Source organism: Acidobacteriota bacterium (genome assembly GCA_016195325.1).
GTDB lineage: Bacteria > Acidobacteriota > Polarisedimenticolia > JACPZX01 > JACPZX01 > JACPZX01.
The window spans coordinates 33169-50201 of sequence record JACPZX010000065.1; the positions used below are offsets into that span (position 1 = coordinate 33169).

17 protein-coding genes are annotated in these 17033 nt (G+C 70.5%); 7 read left to right on the forward strand and 10 right to left on the reverse strand.

The features are described 5' to 3' along the window. Positions 1 to 22 precede the first annotated feature (22 nt). Together HY049_12425 and HY049_12430 are read right to left on the reverse strand one after the other, a co-directional pair. Positions 23 to 760, reverse strand: coding sequence for a hypothetical protein (locus tag HY049_12425; protein MBI3449706.1), 738 nt, complete (start codon positions 758 to 760; stop codon positions 23 to 25). Between the two features lie 3 nt (positions 761 to 763). After that, positions 764 to 1159 carry an HAD family phosphatase gene (locus HY049_12430; GenBank protein MBI3449707.1) on the reverse strand — a complete coding sequence of 132 codons (396 nt, stop codon included), beginning with the start codon at positions 1157 to 1159 and terminating at the stop codon, positions 764 to 766. A gap of 18 nt (positions 1160 to 1177) precedes the next feature. Between HY049_12430 and HY049_12435 the strand changes: the two genes are divergently transcribed. Then, positions 1178 to 1429, forward strand: coding sequence for a hypothetical protein (locus tag HY049_12435; GenBank protein MBI3449708.1), 252 nt, complete (start codon positions 1178 to 1180; stop codon positions 1427 to 1429). Positions 1430 to 1431: 2 nt separating this feature from the next. Here the strand turns inward: HY049_12435 and HY049_12440 are convergent, their stop codons facing one another. The 3 genes from HY049_12440 to HY049_12450 all read right to left on the reverse strand — a co-directional run bounded on the left by HY049_12440 (position 1432) and on the right by HY049_12450 (position 5690). Beyond that, positions 1432 to 3192, reverse strand: a complete 1761-nt coding sequence (locus HY049_12440) for an HD domain-containing protein (GenBank protein MBI3449709.1) — start codon at positions 3190 to 3192, stop codon at positions 1432 to 1434. Between the two features lie 81 nt (positions 3193 to 3273). Continuing rightward, positions 3274 to 4707: an HD domain-containing protein gene (locus HY049_12445; GenBank protein ID MBI3449710.1), complete on the reverse strand. Its 1434-nt coding sequence runs from the start codon at positions 4705 to 4707 to the stop codon at positions 3274 to 3276. Continuing rightward, complete coding sequence (locus tag HY049_12450; GenBank protein MBI3449711.1) at positions 4707 to 5690, reverse strand: HAMP domain-containing histidine kinase; 984 nt, start codon at positions 5688 to 5690, stop codon at positions 4707 to 4709. The genes HY049_12445 and HY049_12450 overlap by 1 nt, the downstream gene beginning before the upstream one ends. A 208-nt stretch (positions 5691 to 5898) precedes the next feature. Between HY049_12450 and HY049_12455 the strand changes: the two genes are divergently transcribed. Genes HY049_12455 through HY049_12480 form a run of 6 tightly spaced genes read left to right on the forward strand, consistent with a single transcriptional unit; the run spans position 5899 to position 11332 of the window. Beyond that, positions 5899 to 7209, forward strand: a complete 1311-nt coding sequence (locus tag HY049_12455; protein MBI3449712.1) for a 3-deoxy-D-manno-octulosonic acid transferase — start codon at positions 5899 to 5901, stop codon at positions 7207 to 7209. After that, positions 7206 to 8258 carry a tetraacyldisaccharide 4'-kinase gene (gene lpxK / locus HY049_12460; GenBank protein MBI3449713.1) on the forward strand — a complete coding sequence of 351 codons (1053 nt, stop codon included), beginning with the start codon at positions 7206 to 7208 and terminating at the stop codon, positions 8256 to 8258. Before HY049_12455 ends, lpxK begins: the two co-directional genes overlap by 4 nt. Further along, complete coding sequence (locus HY049_12465; GenBank protein MBI3449714.1) at positions 8255 to 9220, forward strand: lysophospholipid acyltransferase family protein; 966 nt, start codon at positions 8255 to 8257, stop codon at positions 9218 to 9220. The genes lpxK and HY049_12465 overlap by 4 nt, the downstream gene beginning before the upstream one ends. Positions 9221 to 9232: 12 nt before the next feature. Continuing rightward, complete coding sequence (locus HY049_12470; GenBank protein ID MBI3449715.1) at positions 9233 to 9805, forward strand: HAD family hydrolase; 573 nt, start codon at positions 9233 to 9235, stop codon at positions 9803 to 9805. Next, on the forward strand, positions 9805 to 10845 hold the full coding sequence (locus tag HY049_12475; GenBank protein ID MBI3449716.1) for a bifunctional hydroxymethylpyrimidine kinase/phosphomethylpyrimidine kinase: 1041 nt from the start codon (positions 9805 to 9807) through the stop codon (positions 10843 to 10845). Before HY049_12470 ends, HY049_12475 begins: the two co-directional genes overlap by 1 nt. Next, the gene (locus tag HY049_12480) at positions 10838 to 11332 is read left to right on the forward strand and encodes an adenylyltransferase/cytidyltransferase family protein (protein ID MBI3449717.1); all 495 of its coding nucleotides are present in this window, start codon (positions 10838 to 10840) and stop codon (positions 11330 to 11332) included. The genes HY049_12475 and HY049_12480 overlap by 8 nt, the downstream gene beginning before the upstream one ends. Here the strand turns inward: HY049_12480 and HY049_12485 are convergent. The 5 genes from HY049_12485 to carB form a co-directional block, all read right to left on the reverse strand. Next, positions 11329 to 11775 carry a type II toxin-antitoxin system VapC family toxin gene (locus tag HY049_12485; protein ID MBI3449718.1) on the reverse strand — a complete coding sequence of 149 codons (447 nt, stop codon included), beginning with the start codon at positions 11773 to 11775 and terminating at the stop codon, positions 11329 to 11331. The two genes, HY049_12480 and HY049_12485, sit on opposite strands and share 4 nt — an antisense overlap. Beyond that, positions 11772 to 12089 carry a hypothetical protein gene (locus HY049_12490; protein MBI3449719.1) on the reverse strand — a complete coding sequence of 106 codons (318 nt, stop codon included), beginning with the start codon at positions 12087 to 12089 and terminating at the stop codon, positions 11772 to 11774. Before HY049_12490 ends, HY049_12485 begins: the two co-directional genes overlap by 4 nt. A 379-nt stretch (positions 12090 to 12468) precedes the next feature. Beyond that, positions 12469 to 12693: an addiction module protein gene (locus tag HY049_12495; protein MBI3449720.1), complete on the reverse strand. Its 225-nt coding sequence runs from the start codon at positions 12691 to 12693 to the stop codon at positions 12469 to 12471. Continuing rightward, positions 12690 to 13967: an aspartyl protease family protein gene (locus HY049_12500; GenBank protein ID MBI3449721.1), complete on the reverse strand. Its 1278-nt coding sequence runs from the start codon at positions 13965 to 13967 to the stop codon at positions 12690 to 12692. Before HY049_12500 ends, HY049_12495 begins: the two co-directional genes overlap by 4 nt. Continuing rightward, a partial coding sequence (gene carB / locus HY049_12505) for a carbamoyl-phosphate synthase large subunit (GenBank protein ID MBI3449722.1) occupies positions 13964 to 17033 on the reverse strand: 3070 nt, incomplete at its 5' end. The genes HY049_12500 and carB, both read right to left, overlap by 4 nt.

Below are 17033 nucleotides of genomic sequence, written 5' to 3' on the forward strand. Positions count from 1 at the left end.
AAGTCGAGATCAAGGCAAAATGCTAGTCGTCCTGATCTTTCTGCCCGACGAACCAGTCGTCCCGGTCGGCGAAGAGGACGTTGAAGGTCGTCAACGACCCGTAGATGCGCGTCACGTACTGCTGGATCTCGACCTTGTCGGCGTCGGCGAGGCCGGGATGGGCGTTGATCTTCTGCTCGAGGACGCGGAGCCGATCGCGGATCATGACGATCTTGTGGAAGAACGCATCGATCGGGACGACCTTCTCCGCCTGCCCCTCGCGCCCGGGACGGAGGATCACGGTCCCCCCCTTCCACCGGTCCATCATGCGGATCGCAGGGATCCCCATCTCCTCGCGGATCACCTCGCGCAGCGCCTCCTTGATCGACGAGGTCGTCGGGCCGGAGGCCGGGTACGCCCGGCCCACGGCGGGCGCATCGGCCGCGTGGGGGGTCGGCTCGGCGTACCGGCGGGGCTCGGTGGGGCGCGCCGGTTCGGGAGCCGCGGCGGCCATGACGGGATCCGCCGCGCGCACCGGGGCGTGCGCGGGCTCGAACCGGGTGGGGGCTGCCGGCGGATCGGGCGCGGGCAGCGGGGTCGCGTGGAGGTCGTTGTCGAACGGCTCGAGGACGAAGAATTTCGAGAGAACCTGGCGGACGCCCGATCTCTCGAAGTTGATCGTCAGCTTCTCCTTCTCGCCGTACCCGTCGACGGAGACGATCTCGCCGACCCCGAGCTGAGAGTTGTAGACCTTAGCCCCTACATCGAATCGTCGCGACACGCGCTACCCCCCGTGACTGAGAAGGCAATCTACAAGCGCGCTGAGGTCTGCGCCAGGAAGCGCCTCGTCGGCCCCGGCCTCGACGGCGGCGTCGGTCGCGTTGAAGGCGATCGAGCGGCCGGCGGCGCGGAACATCGAGAGGTCGCCATGCGAGTCCCCCACCGCCGCGACCGCTCCGGCCCCGATGCCGAACTCGCTGCAGAATCGCGCGAGCGCCAGGTCCTTCGCGCCGTGCGGCACGTGGATGACGACCTCCCCGGTGATGACCCCCTCTGCCTCGACGATCTCGTTGGCGACGGCGTGGTCCACGGCCAGCTCGCGCGCCACGCGGTCTGCGAGGAAGGTGATGCCGGTGGAGACGATGCCCGTCCGGAGGCCGCGCCGCCTCAGCTCCCGCATCAGCTCCGCGGCCCCCTCGTGACAGGGGATCTCGTCGCAGAGCCCGCGAAGGCGCGCGGCCGGGAGGCCCCGCCAGGCCTCCGCGTCGAGGCGGCAGAAATCCTCGTAGGAGATCTCCCCGGCGCGGAACCGATCCTGAATGCGCTCGGCGCCGCCGGCCCAGAGGCCGAGGCGCTCGTGGACGTACTGCCAGGAGGATCGCGGGGGTGTGAGCGTGCCGTCGAGATCGAAGAGGACGGCGCGGAGGGGCTCCCGCGCGGGGCGGCGTGAGGTCAGGCGTCCGCCTCCGGCGCGGGGGCTTCGACCCCCTTCGCGGGCGGGTGGATGTCGGGCTTGATGTCGCCTGCGACCCAGGCCTCCTGGAACGCCTCGACGACCTTCGGATCGAAGACGATTCCCGACAGCTCGCGGATGCGAGCGACCCCCGCCTCCATCTTCATCGCGCGCTGGTAGGGGCGCGTGGTGGTCATCGCGTCGAAGGTGTCCGCCACCTGCACGATGCGGGCGATGAGGGGGATCTTCTCGCCGGTCAGATTGTCGGGGTAGCCGCCGCCGGACCAGCGCTCGTGGTGGTTGCGAATCCCGCCGAGGATGGGACGCATCTGGGGAATCGACTCCATGATGTGCGACCCCTTCTCCGGGTGGCGCTTCATGATCTCGAACTCCTTGTCGGTCAGCGCCGCGGGCTTTCGCAGGATCGCGTCCTCGATGCCGATCTTCCCGACGTCGTGCAGGAGCGCGGCGACCGTGACGTCGCGCAGCTCCGTCTTCCCGAGCCCCATGTGGCGCGCGACGGCGACGGAGTACCGGTGGACGCGCTCGGAGTGGCCTCGCGTGTACGGGTCCTTCTCGTCGATCGCCGCGGCGAAGGCCCGGATCGCGCCGAGGAAGAGCTGCTGGTTCTCGTCGGCCGCCGAGTGGATGCGCTGGATGTGGTTCTGGATCTCCTCCGACATGAAATTGAACGTCTCCGCGAGCTCGCCGATCTCGCTCCGGCTGCTCACGCCGACGGGCTTGCCGAACTCGCCGCGCGCGAGGCTCCGCGCGCCGTCGACGAGGGACTTCAGCGGGCGCGTGATGAGCCCCGCGGCGACGACGGCGGCGATCACCGCGAGGGCGATCGCGAAGAGGGCCCACCGGTAGATCTCGGATCGCATCTCGGCCGCGGAGTGGTACGCGAGGTCCCGATCGACGAGGACGAAGAGCCCCCATCCGAGATCCGTGGGGACCGACGCGCCCAGGAGCTCCACGCGCGCGAGGCCGCCGCCGGGAAGCGTGAGCGGCCTGGCCTCCTTGATCCCGCCGCGGGTCGAGAGGAACCGCTCGACGATGTCGAGCCTGCGGTACGTGCCGTCGGCGAGGGCGGGCTGGAGATTGGCGCTCGCGAGGATGCCGCCGTTCGGATCGATGGCGAAGAGAGCGTAGTCGGCGCCGACGTCGTTCACGCCCCGGTTCCAGGTGTCGGTCAGATCGACCACCGCCGCGAACACCCCCGCGGCCGCCCCCTCGCGCGCCGCGGGCGCGGCGATCACCGCGCCGGGGCGTGGCCCGTGGTCCGCCGCGGCGGGGGCGAGCCGGACCGGCACGACGACGGGGGCCGCCGCGGCCACCGCGGTGGCGAACGCCTCGAAGCACGCGTCCTGCACCGCGCCGGCGTCGAGCCCGCGGGCCTCGCCGACCTGGGCGATGCTTCCGGTGGCCGACGTGTAGCGGAGGATGACGACCTCGGAGCTGAGGTACGGGGTGAGGAGGGCGCGGATCGCCCCGGCGTCGGGCGCGTCCGCCGCGCGCACCCTCGGCCCCACGGCGGTGACGGCCGCGTTGAGGAGAGCGCGCCCGCCGCTCACCGCGGCGTCGAGGCGGGAGGCCAGAGAGCCTGCGACCTGGAGCTGGTACTCGCGCGTCGCCGACTCGAGCGTCTCCTGGTTGATGTCGATGAGGGCGTACGCGGTGACGAAGAGGGGGACGAGGGACGTCGCCAGAAGGACGGCGAGCAGCGACCAGACGAGGCGCACGCGCTTTCGGGGAGGCATGGGGGTGATCAGTCGACCTCCGCGGCATGATCGAGCCGAGCGGGCATTATAGAGACGGGGCTCCGGGCGGGAAAGCGAATTCTAGGTGCCGCGCGTCCCGGGCCCGGCGGCCTCGGACGCTTCGGAAGCGGATCGTTCCGCGCCCCGGGGCGCGCCACCTTCCGGCCGCTGTCCCGGCGCGGCCTCGCGCCCGGCCGCGTCGCCCGCGGGCGCCTCGCCCTTCTCGCGATCTTCGGGGACCTGCCCGGCGGCCGCGCTCTCCCCCGGACCGACGTGCGTGTGACCCGCGTGCAGCGAGGAATCGTCGAGGGCGCCGTACTGCTGCATCATCGCGCAGCAGGAGCGCGCCACCCCCCCCGACTCGACGAGGTGCTGCATCGCCGCCTCGAGGGGCTCCGGGACCCCCTCGCGCCGCTTGCGTCCGGCGCCGAGCCGGATCGCCTCCTCGAACGAGAAGCCCGGCTCCTGGAGCACCTCGACGAAGAGGCGCACGCAGTCGGGATGGAACTGCGTGCTCATCCCGCCGATCATCTCGCCGAAGGCGAAGTCGAGGGTCTGCCCCTTGCGGTAGGGCCTGTTGCTCGTGATGGCGTCGAAGGCGTCGGCGAGCGCCGTCACCCAGACGGCGAGCGGCAGGTCGGCTCCGCCGAGCCTGTCGGGATATCCGGAGCCGTTGTACCACTCGTGGTGGTGCCGCACGATCGGCACGTAGCGCGCGAACGAGACGATGGGGCCGAGAATCTGCGCCCCGATGATGGGGTGCATGCGCACCATGTCCATCTCCTCGCTCGAGAGGCGCCCCGGCTTGTTCAGGATCTTCTCGGGGAGGCCGATCTTCCCGATGTCGTGCAGCAGGGCGACGGCCCGGATGTCCTCGATCTCCTCGCGGGGAAGCTGGAGCCTCCGGCCGATCATCGCGGCCCAGCGCGCGACGCGCTCGGAGTGGCCGGCGGTGTAGGGGTCCTTCGCGTCGAGAGCCGCCGCGAGCGACTGCAGCGTCTGCATGTACGCCGACTCGATCTGCCCGTGCGCGTTCCGGAGCTCGCGGAGCGCTCCCTTGAGCTGCAGGTTGCGCAGCTGGAGGTCCTCGAGGAGGCGCTGGTTGTCGCGCCGCAGCCGGAACTGCCGGAGCAGGGAGGAGACCGTCATGTGCAGGTCCTCCATCTGCCACGGCTTCGAGATGTACTTGTCGAGGTTCGCGTTGTTGATGCAGTACAGGGCGGAGTCGAGGCCGGTGTGTCCGGTGAGGAGGATCTTCACGATCACCGGGAAGCGCGCGTTGACGATCTCGAGGAGCCGATCCCCCGTCATGCCGGGCATGATGAGATCGGTGATGAGCATCTCCACCGTCTTCCCGTCGTGGTGGAGCTGGTAGATCATCGAGAGCGCCTCCTCGGCGCTCTTCGCCATCACCACCTCGTGCGTCGCCGACGTGAGGTCGAGGATCTGCTGCCAGAGGGTCTCGAGGAGGGCGAGATCGTCGTCGACGCAGATGATGTAGCCCTTGTCCGCCATCAGACCCCCTCCCCCGCGGCGGCCGCGTCGAGCCGGATCGTGAAGCAGGTCCGCCCGGGCCGCGACTCGAAGGAGAGATCGCCGCCGAGACCATTCACGATCTCGCGCGCGATGAAGAGCCCGAGCCCCGTCCCCTCCCCGTCCCGGCGCCCGGTGACGTACGGCGTGAAGAGATCGCGCCTTATCGCCTCGGGGACTCCGGGGCCATCGTCGGTGACGGTGACGACGCCGTGCCGCCCGCTGCGGAAGACCTCGATCTCGACGCGACCTCCCGGGCCCCTCAGCGCCGCGAAGGCGTTCAAGATGACGTTCGACAGGGCCTGGCCGACCCGCCCCGCCCCTGCCCGCACGGCGATCTCCTCGGCGCCGTGCACCTCGATGTGGACGCTCGATGGGATCTCGTGCCGGAGCGTCGCGAGGGCGTCCTCGACCGAGGCCCTCAGCCCCGTCCTCTCCTCGGCGGCGCGGCCGGAAGGAGACCCTCCCTTCACCGCGCCGGCGATCCCCCCGAGGCGCGAGATCGACGCGTCGAGGCTCCGCAGGCTCGAGCGGAGCTTCGAGGCCGCCTCGAGAATGCCGAGCGCGAAGTGCGGATCCGCCGCGGCGAGGAGGGGGGCCACGAGATCGATCCGATCGTCCCATCCTCCGCGGACGATCACGGCCGAGATGTCCGGGACGTCGCCGCGGACGCCCGCGGCGATCAGGGCGCGCGACGCGTCGTCGAGACGGCTCTGCGGGATCGGCCCCGTGATCGGAGGCCTCCCTTCGGCCGACGCGAGATCGTCGGCGATGAGGGCGCCGAGATCGCGGATCGCCGCCGGCTCGAGCGGCCCGGGGGCGGTCAGCGACGTGAGAATCGACTGGAGGCCGGTGCGCAGCCCTCTCGACGCGCCGCTGAGGGAGGCGATCGGGGTTTTCAGCTCGTGGACGAGGGAGGGCCCGAGGAGCGCGTCGTGAAGCTCGCGATCGGGGACGACGGCCATCTCTCAGCGGCTCCCGCCGGCGCGCGATCGAGTCGACATGTCGGCCGGCGCGCGGCATCAGTCCAGACGATGAGGGAATATAAGGTGGGCCGGGAGGGGAAACAATCAGAGGATGGAACGGCGTCCGGGGCGTTGCGGGTCTTTCGGCGCTCCCTCGGCGGGCCGTGTATAATCGGCGGCTAAATGGTTTCGGTTGTGAGCGTTAGACGTGGTAAGACCACCCTCGATGACCACCTATTACAAGGCGCTGACGCTGGGAGGGGCCGCCCTGGTGGTCCCCGCGCTGTGGCTGCGCGCCCTCTCGAACCCCGGGGATGGGGAGCGCCTGCGCGAGCGGCTCGGGAGGCTCGCGCTGCGCGATCGGCAGCCCGGCTCCCTCTGGCTCCAGGCCGTCTCGGTGGGTGAGGTGCGCGTCGCCGAGACGCTGGCGGGGGCGCTGCGCAGGTCGGGATTCTCTTCGCGCCTCGCCCTCTCGGCGACGACCCCCGCGGGGCTCGCCCGCGCCGAACGCTCCGGCAGCGGCACGGGTGACGTCTTCGCCTTTCCCCTCGATCTCGATCCGTTCGTGCGCCGCACTCTCGACGCGCTGCGCCCCGCGGCGTACGGATCGATCGAGACGGAGATCTGGCCGGGGCTGCTCGGGGAATGCGCGCGCCGCGGCATCCCCACCTTCATCGCGAGCGGCTCGATCAGCGAGCGCTCCGCGCGGCGCTACCGGCTGATCGCCGGCGCCGTCGCCCCCGCGCTCGCCTCGCTCCGCGCGGCGTGCATGCAGAGCGCCGCCGACGCCGAGCGCCTCGTGGCCCTCGGCGCGCGCGCCGAAGCGGTCGTCGTCACGGGAGACATCAAGTTCGACGCCGCTCCGCGCGACGGGGCCCTTCCCCCCGCCACCCTCGCGGCCGAGCTGGGCCTCGCGGGCGGACGCCCGGTTCTGGTCGCCGGGAGCACCGCGCCGGGCGAGGAGGCGATCGTCCTCGACGCCTGGCGCCGGCTCGCGCGCGCCGTGCCGGAACTCGTTCTCGTCGTCGCGCCGCGCCACAGGGAGCGGTTCGAGGAGGTCGCCGCCGCGATGGCGAAGGCCGGCGCCGTCCCGCTGAGGCGATCCCGCGGCGCCGCGGGAACGGCGCGCCACGACGCCGTCCTCCTCGACACGATCGGGGAGCTCGAAACGGCGTACGCCCTCGCCGACCTGGCCTTCGTCGGCGGGAGCCTGGTCCCGCGCGGCGGCCAGAACCCCCTCGAGCCCGCGCGCGCGGGCGTGCCGATCCTGTTCGGCCCCGGGATGGACAATTTCCGCGAGGCTGCGTCGGCCCTCGTCGCGTGCGGCGCCGCGTTCGTGGTGCGCGACGCCGACTCGCTGGCGGCGCGCGCGGTGGCGCTGCTCGGCGACCGCGCGGCCCGCGAGCGGGCAGGCGCCGCGGGGCGGGAGTTCGTCGCGGCGCACGCCGGGGCGACGGCTCGAACCCTCACCGCGCTCCGCGAGCGGATCCCGGCCGTTTTCGGCGGGCTCGCCGGATGAGCGCCCTCCTCTCGCCGCTCGCGGCCCTCTACGGTGGGGCGGTCGGCGCCCGCGCCTTCCTCTACCGCCGGGGGTGGCTCGGCAGCGAGACCGTCTCCGTCCCCGTGGTGAGCGTCGGCAACCTCGTCGCGGGGGGGACCGGCAAGACGCCGGTCACGGCGCTCGTCGCGCGCCTGCTCCACGAGGCCGGGCTGAATCCCGCGATCGTGAGCCGCGGCTACCGCGGGAAACGCGCCGTCGATCCCCTCGTCGTCTCGGACGGCTCCGGGGCCCCCGCCGTCGCGGCGGCGGCCGCCGGCGACGAGCCCGTGATGCTGGCGGGGCTGCTCCCGTCGATCCCGGTGGTCGTGGCGAGACGGCGCGCCGAAGGAGCGCGCCTCGCCATCTCCCGTCTCGGCGCGCGATCGATCGTCCTCGACGACGGATTCCAGCACGTCGCGCTGCGACGCGATCTCGACCTCGTGCTCGTGGACGCGGCCGCCCCCTTCGGCAACGGGCGCCTCCTCCCCGCAGGCCTCCTCCGCGAGCCGCCGCGAGCCCTCGCCCGCGCCGGCGCGATCCTCGTCACCGGGGCGGGGGGCGATCCGGCGGACCTCCTCGCGCGATGGAGGCCGCCCGGGACTCCGATTTTTCACGTGACCGTGTCTCCGGCCTCGCTGGCCCTCGTGCGGGCCGATGCGTCGACGGAGACCGTGGATCTCAGCTCCCTCGTCGGCGCGCGCGTCGTCGCCTTCGCCGGGATCGCGCGCCCGGAGAGGTTCGACTCGGCGCTCCGCGCCCTCGGCGCCGACGTCGCGGAGTTCCACCCCTTCAAGGACCACCACCCCTTCGCGAGCGGGGACGTCTCGCGGATCATCCAGGCCGCCGCCCGCCACGGCGCGCGCGCCCTGGTCACGACCGAAAAGGACCTCGCGCGGCTGACCGGGACGCCGAGCCTCGGGGATCTCGCGCGCGAGCGACTTCTCGCTCTTCGCGTGGAGGCGGCCTGCCGCCCCGGCGAGGAGGAGTCGTTTCGCGCGCTCGTGGTGAAAGGAGCGACGCCGACGTGAGCCCCGTCGCCGCCGAATCGTCGCGGAAGGGGCCGATCCTCACGTGGGTCGAGTATCTCCCGATCCGCGCGCTCCAGCTCGCTCTCCGCGTGATCCCCAGGCGCGCCGCCCTCGGCGTCGGGCGCCTCGCCGGCCTCCTCGCGTGGGCGATCGACTCACGCCACCGCCGGATCGCGATCGAGAACCTCAGGGCCTCGCTCCCGGAGGCGTCGGCAGGCGGCGCCGCCGAGCGGATCGCACGGGAGTGCTTCTCCCACTTCGGCGCCGTCGCGGCCGACTGCCTCCTCCTCCCCTACCGCCGCGTGAAGGACGTCGATCGCCTCGCCGAGTGGGAAGGGCTCGAGCACTTGAAGCGCGCGCACCTGATGGGTAAAGGGGTCTTCGTCGTCTCGGCTCACATGGGGAACTGGGAGATGGTCGCGCTCCTGCAGGGATGGGTCGGGCTCCCGATGGCGATGGTCACGCGCCCGCTCGACAACCCGCGCCTCGAGACGATGCTGGCGAAGGGGCGCCGCGCGAGCGGCAACGAGATCGTCCACAAGAGGCGCGCGGTCCGGGGGATCCTGAAGGCGCTCGCCGACGGATGGTGCATCGCGCTCCTCATCGACCAGGACTTCGTCGAGTCCGATCGCGTCTTCGTCCCCTTCTTCGGGCGCGACGCCTCCGCCGCGCCGACCCTCGGCCTCCTGGCGATGCGGACGGGCGCCCCCATCGTCCCGGTCGTGAGCGAGCTCCTCGCCGACGGGCGCTACGTCATCCGGTACCTTCCGCCCATCGAGCCGCGCGCAACCGGCGATCGCGAGGCGGACGTCCTTGGTATCATGACGCGCTGCACGGCCCTGCTCGAATCGGAGATCCGGCGGCGGCCGGGCCAGTGGCTGTGGATGCACCGCCGCTGGAAGACGCGGCCGCGGGCGGGCGACGGGAAGGCGACGGGCGGCGCGACCGCCGGAGGGGCGTGAGTGAGCGGAGAGCTGAGGCCGGCGGTCTTCCTCGATCGCGACGGCACGCTCATCGACGAGAACGGCTACGTGAACCACATCGGCCGCGTGAGGCATCTCCCGAGGAGCGCCGAGGCGGTGAAGCGACTGAGAGGAGCCGGCTTCATGGCCGTGCTGGTCACGAACCAGTCCGGCGTCGCGCGGCGCCTCTTCGACCGCGCCCTCGTCGACCAGGTCCACGAGCAGCTCCAGGAGAGGATGCAGGCGGAGGGGACGAGGCTCGACGCCTTCTACGTGTGCCCTCACCATCCCGACGGCGCCGACCCCGAGTACCGACGGGTCTGCGACTGCCGCAAGCCGAAGCCCGGGATGATCCTGACCGCCGCGCGCGAGCTGGGGCTCGACCTCGCGCGCTCGTACATGGTCGGGGACACCCTTTCGGACGTCGAGGCGGCGCACCGCGCCGGCGTCACAAGCGTTCTCGTCCTCACGGGCTATGGCCGCGGCGAGGCGCAGTACCGGATGTCGTGGAAGGGCGTGCGCCCCGCGCACGTCGCCGAGGATCTCCTCGACGCGGCGGAGTGGATCCTGGGAAGGAGCGGATGATGGACGAGGGGTTGAAGATCTACCGCGAGGAGGGGTCGAAGCTCTGCGCCGTCGTCGATCGCTTCGAGGACGTCCCCGTGGTCGTCCTCGGCGACCTGGTCCTCGACGAGTTCCTGAACGCCGAGATCGAGCGCGTCTCGCGCGAGGCCCCGGTGCTGATCGTGCAGCAGCGCTCGCTCCACGCGATGCCCGGCGGCGGGGCGAACGCGGTCCACAACCTCAAGGCCCTCGGCGGCCGGCCGATCCCCGTCGGGGTCGTCGGCGCCGACGAGGCGGGCTCGAGGCTCGTCGATCTCCTCGACCGCGCCGGCATCGAGACCTCCGGGATCACCGTCGAGGCGTCGTACGAGACCCCCGCCAAGACGCGCGTCCTCGCCGCCCTCCCCCACTCGCGCCCGCAGCAGGTCGTCCGCATCGACAAGGGGTCGCCTCACTCCGTCCCGTCGGCCGTCGCGCGCGCGGCGGTGGAGCGGGCCTCAAGGCTCCTCGACGGCGCGGAGGCGCTCCTTCTCTCCGACTACGGCTACGACGCGGTGAGGCCCGACCTGACCGCCGCGCTCATCGAGGAGGCGCGCGAGGACGGCCTCAAGATCACGTGCGACTCGCGGCACCGCGTGCGCGAGTTCAAGGGCGTCTCGGCCGTGACCCCGAACCTCGGCGAGGCGGAAGAGATGCTCGGCCGGCCGATCGAGGACGACGTGGCCCGCCTCCGCGAGGCGGGATCGCGCCTCGTGAGCGCCCTCGGCGCCGATCACGTCCTCATCACCCGCGGGAGCCGCGGGATGCTCCTCTTCGACGCGAAGGAGGGGCCGTTCGAGATCCCCGTCTTCGGCTCCGACCAGGTCGCCGACGTCACCGGCGCCGGCGACACCGTCATCGCCGCCTTCACCCTCGCCCTCGCTTCGGGGGCGACCCCTGTCGAGGCCGCCCTCGTCGCGAACGCCGCCGCCGGCCTCGTGGTGATGAAGCGGGGGACCGCCGTCGTCACCGCCCGCGAGCTGACCGACGCCCTCCGTCGCGCGGGGACCGCGCGTGGCTGACGCCGGGGGTCGTCACCGGGTTCTCGCGCTTGACGATCTGCTCGCCGCGATCCACTTCCGGCGGGCTTCGGGGGCGAAGGTGGCTCTCGCCAACGGACTCTTCGACATCCTCCACGTGGGTCACCTTCGCTACCTCGAGGCGGCCTGTCGCGAGGCCGACATCCTGGTCGTCGCCGTGAACGGCGACGCCTCCGCGGCGCGGCTGAAGGGCCCCGGGCGCCCGATCGTGCCGGCGGTAGAGCGCGCGGAAATCCTCGCGGGATTCGGGTGCGTGGACTACGTGACGATCTTCGACGACGATACCGTCTCGCGGGTCATCCTCGCGCTCCGCCCCGAGGTCCACTGCAAGGGGACCGACTACACCCTGGAGACGGTCCCCGAGCGCGACGCGGTGGCGTCTTACGGCGGGCGCGTGGCGATCGTCGGGGATCCGAAAGCGCACGCGACGAGGGATCTGATCGAGGTGATTCGGGGGGGAAAGACTTAGGAGAGCGCCAGGTCGGCGAGCCGGGCGACGAGGTTGTGCCCTCTAAGTTTTCTTGCCATCGACTCGTCCGCGGTCAACACCGGCACTCCCAGGCGTTCGGCGAGCGCGACGTACGCCGCATCGTACAGTGCGAGCTCGTACTCCCACGCCAGTTCGGTCGCCTTGCGCAGGAGATCCCAGTCCAGTGTCACAGTCTCCAGACGAAGGAGCTCCAGGAAGCGAATCGCGGTCTCGGCATCCCCCTGCTCGGCGCGCCCGCTGAATCGGATGGCGTTGAGGATCTCGAGGAGCGCGAACTCGGGCACGATGAGCCGGCACCGTCCCGCTTGATGCATGCCTCGCAGGGCCACCGCCGTCTCGCGATCGGATTCGTGGTGCCGCGTAAACCACTTCGCGGCCACCGAAGCATCGAGCACGTATCCCGCGTGCGTCGCTCGAATCACCGCCGCCGCCCTCCGCTCTTCGCGCGGTAACGCTTCCGGGGCTCCTTCACGCGAAGCGCCCGGCTGTCGCGAAACTCCCGGATGACCTTGACCGGATCCCACGCCCCGAGCTTTTCGGCGAGCGCATCCATGCCCTTCGCCGCCTTCTCCATTTCCCTTCGCACGGCGGCCGTCTCCCGTTCCCGCTTTCGGGCCTCGAGAAAGGCGACCAGCGCCGACTGAATGAGGGCGCTTCGGTTCATGCTGGAATCGGCCGCCTCGGCGTCGACCTGGTGCAACAGCTCGTCCGCGAGGAAGACGTTGACTCGGGCCACTTGACACCTCCTTGATGACATACATTACGACACACTCATGTGTGTGTCAAGAACCATAGAACGTGTGTTGGTCCATTCCACGGCGGGGTCGAGGTGTCAGGGGCAGGGATTGGCGTTCGGTCGCGTCGTCCCGGATCTGTTGGCCCTCAGCGTCCTGTCGGCGCCTGACACCACACTCGTGATGGTGTCGTAGAACACCCTCTTGAGCGCGGGTGCGGCGGGATCGAAGAGCGATCACTTGTCATGCCGCAGAACTGCGCGGCCGCGGGTGCGCGTCGGCTTCGGTATTAACGACACGACGCGCGGTTTGAGGTGGACGAAAATCAACCACTTGGTGGACGATTTTCAACCACTCCCGGGTAGCGGGGGGGTGGGCAGCCTACTTCCGCAGGCTCGACGAATCGCGGACATCCGACCACGGTCGTGCCGCTTCGGGGTTCTCACAGTGCTCCGTGAGCCGACGATCCAACTCCGCGCGTTGCGCATCATTCAGAGGGAGTGAACCCGGGTGCGACGCGATGCTTTCCCACACGGCATCTACGAGTCGAAGCCGCTCCTCGACGCTGAGGCGCAGGATTTCTCCCAGGAAATCGGGCTCGCTCATGCGCTCCCCGAACTCATCGAGCGATTCTGCTTCCTTCTTACCACGAACACAGCCAGCCCCACGACGCCCACCGCGACCCCGGCCACCACGACCGTCGAAGGCCCCGAAGTTCGCGACGGAAACGCCTCGGCGAACCGCGCATTCGGCCTGAAGTACGCCGCCCTCCCCGGGTAATCGAGTACCGCGTTGAACCGCTGCAGCACCTCCATGCACAGCGCGCCGCCGGGAGGCGCCGCCTCGCCGTCACCCGGAAGCTCCACGTCGATCGGGACGTCGTGCAGCGTGGCCCCGGCGAGCGTCAGCTCGGGGGCGAGGAGCACGGCGTTCCGGACCACTCCCGAACCGACACCCCGCGACGTGCTCGAGCCGAGGACCCGCAGCGAGCCCGGCAGACCGTGAGCCGCCGCGAAAGCCCGGTTCACCATGAGCGCCCCCGTCCCCGCGGAGTCGAGGACGAAGAGGCCGCCCTCGCTCCCCAAACGAACCTCCACCGCCGTCAGCGACCCCGCGTCCGGCATCGGGATGCGGACGAAGCCGGCGGCAAGGGGTGGCAGCGCGTCGTGCACGCGCATCACCATCCGATCGAAGTCGAGCTCCACCACGCGGTCCTCGAGCGCGGTGTACCCCACGATGCCGTCGGCCGCGTCGGCCTGCTTCTCCACGACGATGATCGACTCGTGGCTCCACCTCAGATCGCCGAGCTCGAGTCGGTTGCCGCTGCCGAGCCGGCGGAGGGTCGTGCCGCCGGTGCCACGGTTCGTCGCGTGGCCATCCAGCCGGAACCCGGCGCCCTTCTCCCGGGCCGAAGGGTAGAGGACGTGCGAGTCCGCGCCGGTGTCGAAGATGAGATCGAGAGGCTGCGAGCCGTTGAACCTCCCCACGAGGTGGAGCTTGCCGCTCTGGATCGAGATCGGGATCTCAACCGGTCCCGACGCGGCGCCGACCCGCTCGGCGACCCCCGTCATCGTCGAGAGACGCGCGGGGCAGGCGTCCTTCCCGTCGAGCATGACGACGAAGTCGTACGTGCGCCCCGGCTCGACGTCGAAGGAGAGAGAATCCACGTCGGATATGAACGTCACCCGCTTCGGGCGCGGCGATCGGCGAGCCTGGTAGACATCGAGATCGACAGCGGGGTCGGCCTCCCACACGCCCTTCAGAAGCCGGTCGCCGTCCCGGACATCCACGACGCGGGAGTGGGCGCGAAGGATCGGAAGCTCGTCCCCGGCCATCACGAGGGAGGCCCCGCAGAGGGCGATCAGGAAGAAGAGCTTCACCGCTTCAGATACGCGTACTGCTCGTAGTCCTGGAGGGCCTTGACGGCCAGAGGCTCGTCCTTCAGCGCGCGGATACCGGAGACGCAGGCGGCTGCCGCCGACAGCGTCGTGATGCACGGCACGCCGTGGGCGTAGGCCGACTTGCGGATGGCGGGCTCGTCGCCGTACGAGCCGCCGCCGAGAGGGGTGTTCACGACCAGGTGGATCTGGCCGTTCTTGATGTGGTCGACGACGTTCGGCCGCCCCTCGTTGACCTTGTGGACCGACTCGACCGACAACCCTGCGTCCTCGAAGGCCCGCGCGGTGCCGCGCGTCGCCATCAAGCGGAATCCCAGGGCCGCGAGGTCGCGCGCGATCGGGATGACGTTCTTCTTGTCGAAGTCGTTGACCGAGATGAAGGCGGTCCCCGAGGTCGGGAGGGACGAGCCGCTCGCCATCTGCGCCTTCGCGAAGGCGTTGCCGAAGGTGGGGGCGATCCCCATGACCTCGCCGGTCGAGCGCATCTCGGGGCCGAGGACGGGATCCTCGCCGGGGAACTTCGCGAACGGGAGAACGGCCTCCTTCACGTACCAGCCATGAAGGGCCGGCTCCACCGTGAAGCCCAGCTCCTTGAGGCTCTTTCCGATCATGACCTTGGTCGCGAGGCGCGCCAGCGGAACGCCGATCGCCTTGCTCACGAAGGGCACCGTGCGCGACGCGCGCGGGTTGACCTCGAGGACGTAGACGACGCCGTCCTTGATCGCGAACTGGATGTTCATGAGGCCGCGCACGCCTAGGGCCTTCCCGAGCGTGACCGTGATCTCGCGGATGCGGGCCAGGTTTTCGGAGCTGATCTTGTACGCGGGAAGGACGCAGGCCGAATCCCCCGAGTGGATCCCGGCCTCCTCGATGTGCTGCATGATGCCGCCAATCGCCACCGTCTCGCCGTCGGCGATCGCGTCGACGTCGAACTCGAAGGCGTCCTCGAGGAACCGGTCGATGAGGACGGGGCGGTCGGAGCTGGCCTCGACGGCGTGGCGCATGTAGTGGGTCAGCCGCTCCTCGTCGTGGACGATGCACATCGCCCGGCCGCCGAGGACGTACGAGGGCCTCAGGAGGACCGGGTAGCCGATGCGCCGCGCCGCCTCGCGCGCCGCGTCCACCGAGGTCGCCGTCCCGGCCTCGGGCTGGGTGATCTTCAGCGAGCGGAGGAGATCGCCGAAGCGGCGCCGGTCCTCGGCGAGGTCGATCGAGTCGGGGGAGGTGCCGAGGATCGGGACGCCGGCGCGCTGGAGGGCCAGGGCGAGGTTCAGCGGCGTCTGGCCGCCGAACTGCACGATGACCCCCTCGGGCCGCTCGACCTCGATGATGTTCATCACGTCCTCGAACGTGAGGGGCTCGAAGTAGAGGCGCGACGAGGTGTCGTAGTCGGTCGAGACGGTCTCGGGGTTGCAGTTGACCATGATCGACTCGAACCCCTCCTCGCGGAGGGCGAACGAGGCGTGGCAGCAGCAGTAGTCGAACTCGATCCCCTGGCCGATGCGGTTCGGGCCGCCGCCGAGGATCATCACCTTCCGCTTCGCGTCGGGGCGCGCCTCGCACTCCTGCTCGTAGGTCGAGTACAGGTAGGGCGTGTGCGCCTCGAACTCGGCGGCGCAGGTGTCGACCCGCTTGTAGACCGGGGTGATGGCGACCGCCTTCCGGTGCGCCCGCACGTCGAGCTCTTTCGCGCCGACGAGGTGGCCGATCTGCCGGTCCGAGAAGCCCCACCGCTTCGCCTGCCTCAGGAGATCGACGGGAAGCGACTCGAGGGAGAAGGCCCTGAGGTTCCCCTCCATGTTCACGATCTGCTCGATGTTCTTGACGAACCACCGGTCGATGCGCGTGAGGTCGGCGATGGCGTCCACGGTGAGGCCGGCCTGCAGCGCCCGCCGGATGTAGAAGATGCGGTCTGCGTGCGGCATCGTGAGCTTCTCGCGGAGCTTCGACAGGTCGGCGCTCTCGGCGCCGTCGGCGCCCAGGCCGTGGCGGCCCACCTCGAGGGAACGGAGGGCCTTCTGCAGCGCTTCCTTGAAGGTGCGGCCGATGGCCATCGCCTCGCCGACGGACTTCATCTGCACGCCCAGGGTCGCGTCGGCCTGAGGGAACTTCTCGAACGCCCACCTCGGGATTTTCACGACGACGTAGTCGAGCGTGGGCTCGAAGGACGACGGCGTCTCCTTCGTGATGTCGTTCGGGATCTCGTCGAGGGTGTAGCCGACGGCGAGCTTCGCGGCGATCTTCGCGATCGGGAAGCCGGTGGCCTTCGAGGCGAGGGCGGAGGATCGGCTGACGCGCGGGTTCATCTCGATGACGGTCATCCGCCCGGTCTTCGGCTCGACGGCGAACTGGATGTTGCTCCCCCCCGTCTCGACGCCGACCGCGCGGATGATCCGCAGCGCGGCATCGCGCATCCGCTGGTATTCCTTGTCGGTGAGGGTCATCGCGGGGGCGACGGTGATCGAGTCGCCCGTGTGCACGCCCATGGGGTCGAAGTTCTCAATCGAGCAGACGATGACAACGTTGTCGTTCCGGTCGCGCATCACCTCGAGCTCGTACTCCTTCCACCCGAGGACCGACTGCTCGACGAGGACCTGGCGCACCGGGGAGAGATCGAGGCCGCGCGAGACGACGTCGCGGAACTCCTCGACGTTGTAGGCGATGCCGCCGCCGGTGCCGCCGAGCGTGAACGAGGGCCGGATGATCGCGGGCAGGCCGATATCTTCCAGCGCTTCCAGCGCCTGCGGCAGCGTCTTGATCTGATGCGAGCGCGGCGTCTCAAGCCCGATGCGGGTCATGGCGTCGCGGAACAGCGCGCGGTCCTCCGCCTTGTCGATCGCTTCCGCGGTCGCGCCGATCATCTGCACGTTGAACTTGTCCAGCACACCCATCTTGCGCAAGCTGAGCGCGCAATTGAGCGCCGTCTGCCCGCCCATAGTGGGCAAGAGCGCGTCGGGCCGTTCCTTCTCGATGATCTTGGCGACGATCTCCGGCGTGATCGGCTCAATATAGGTGGCGTGCGCGAGATCCGGATCGGTCATGATCGTT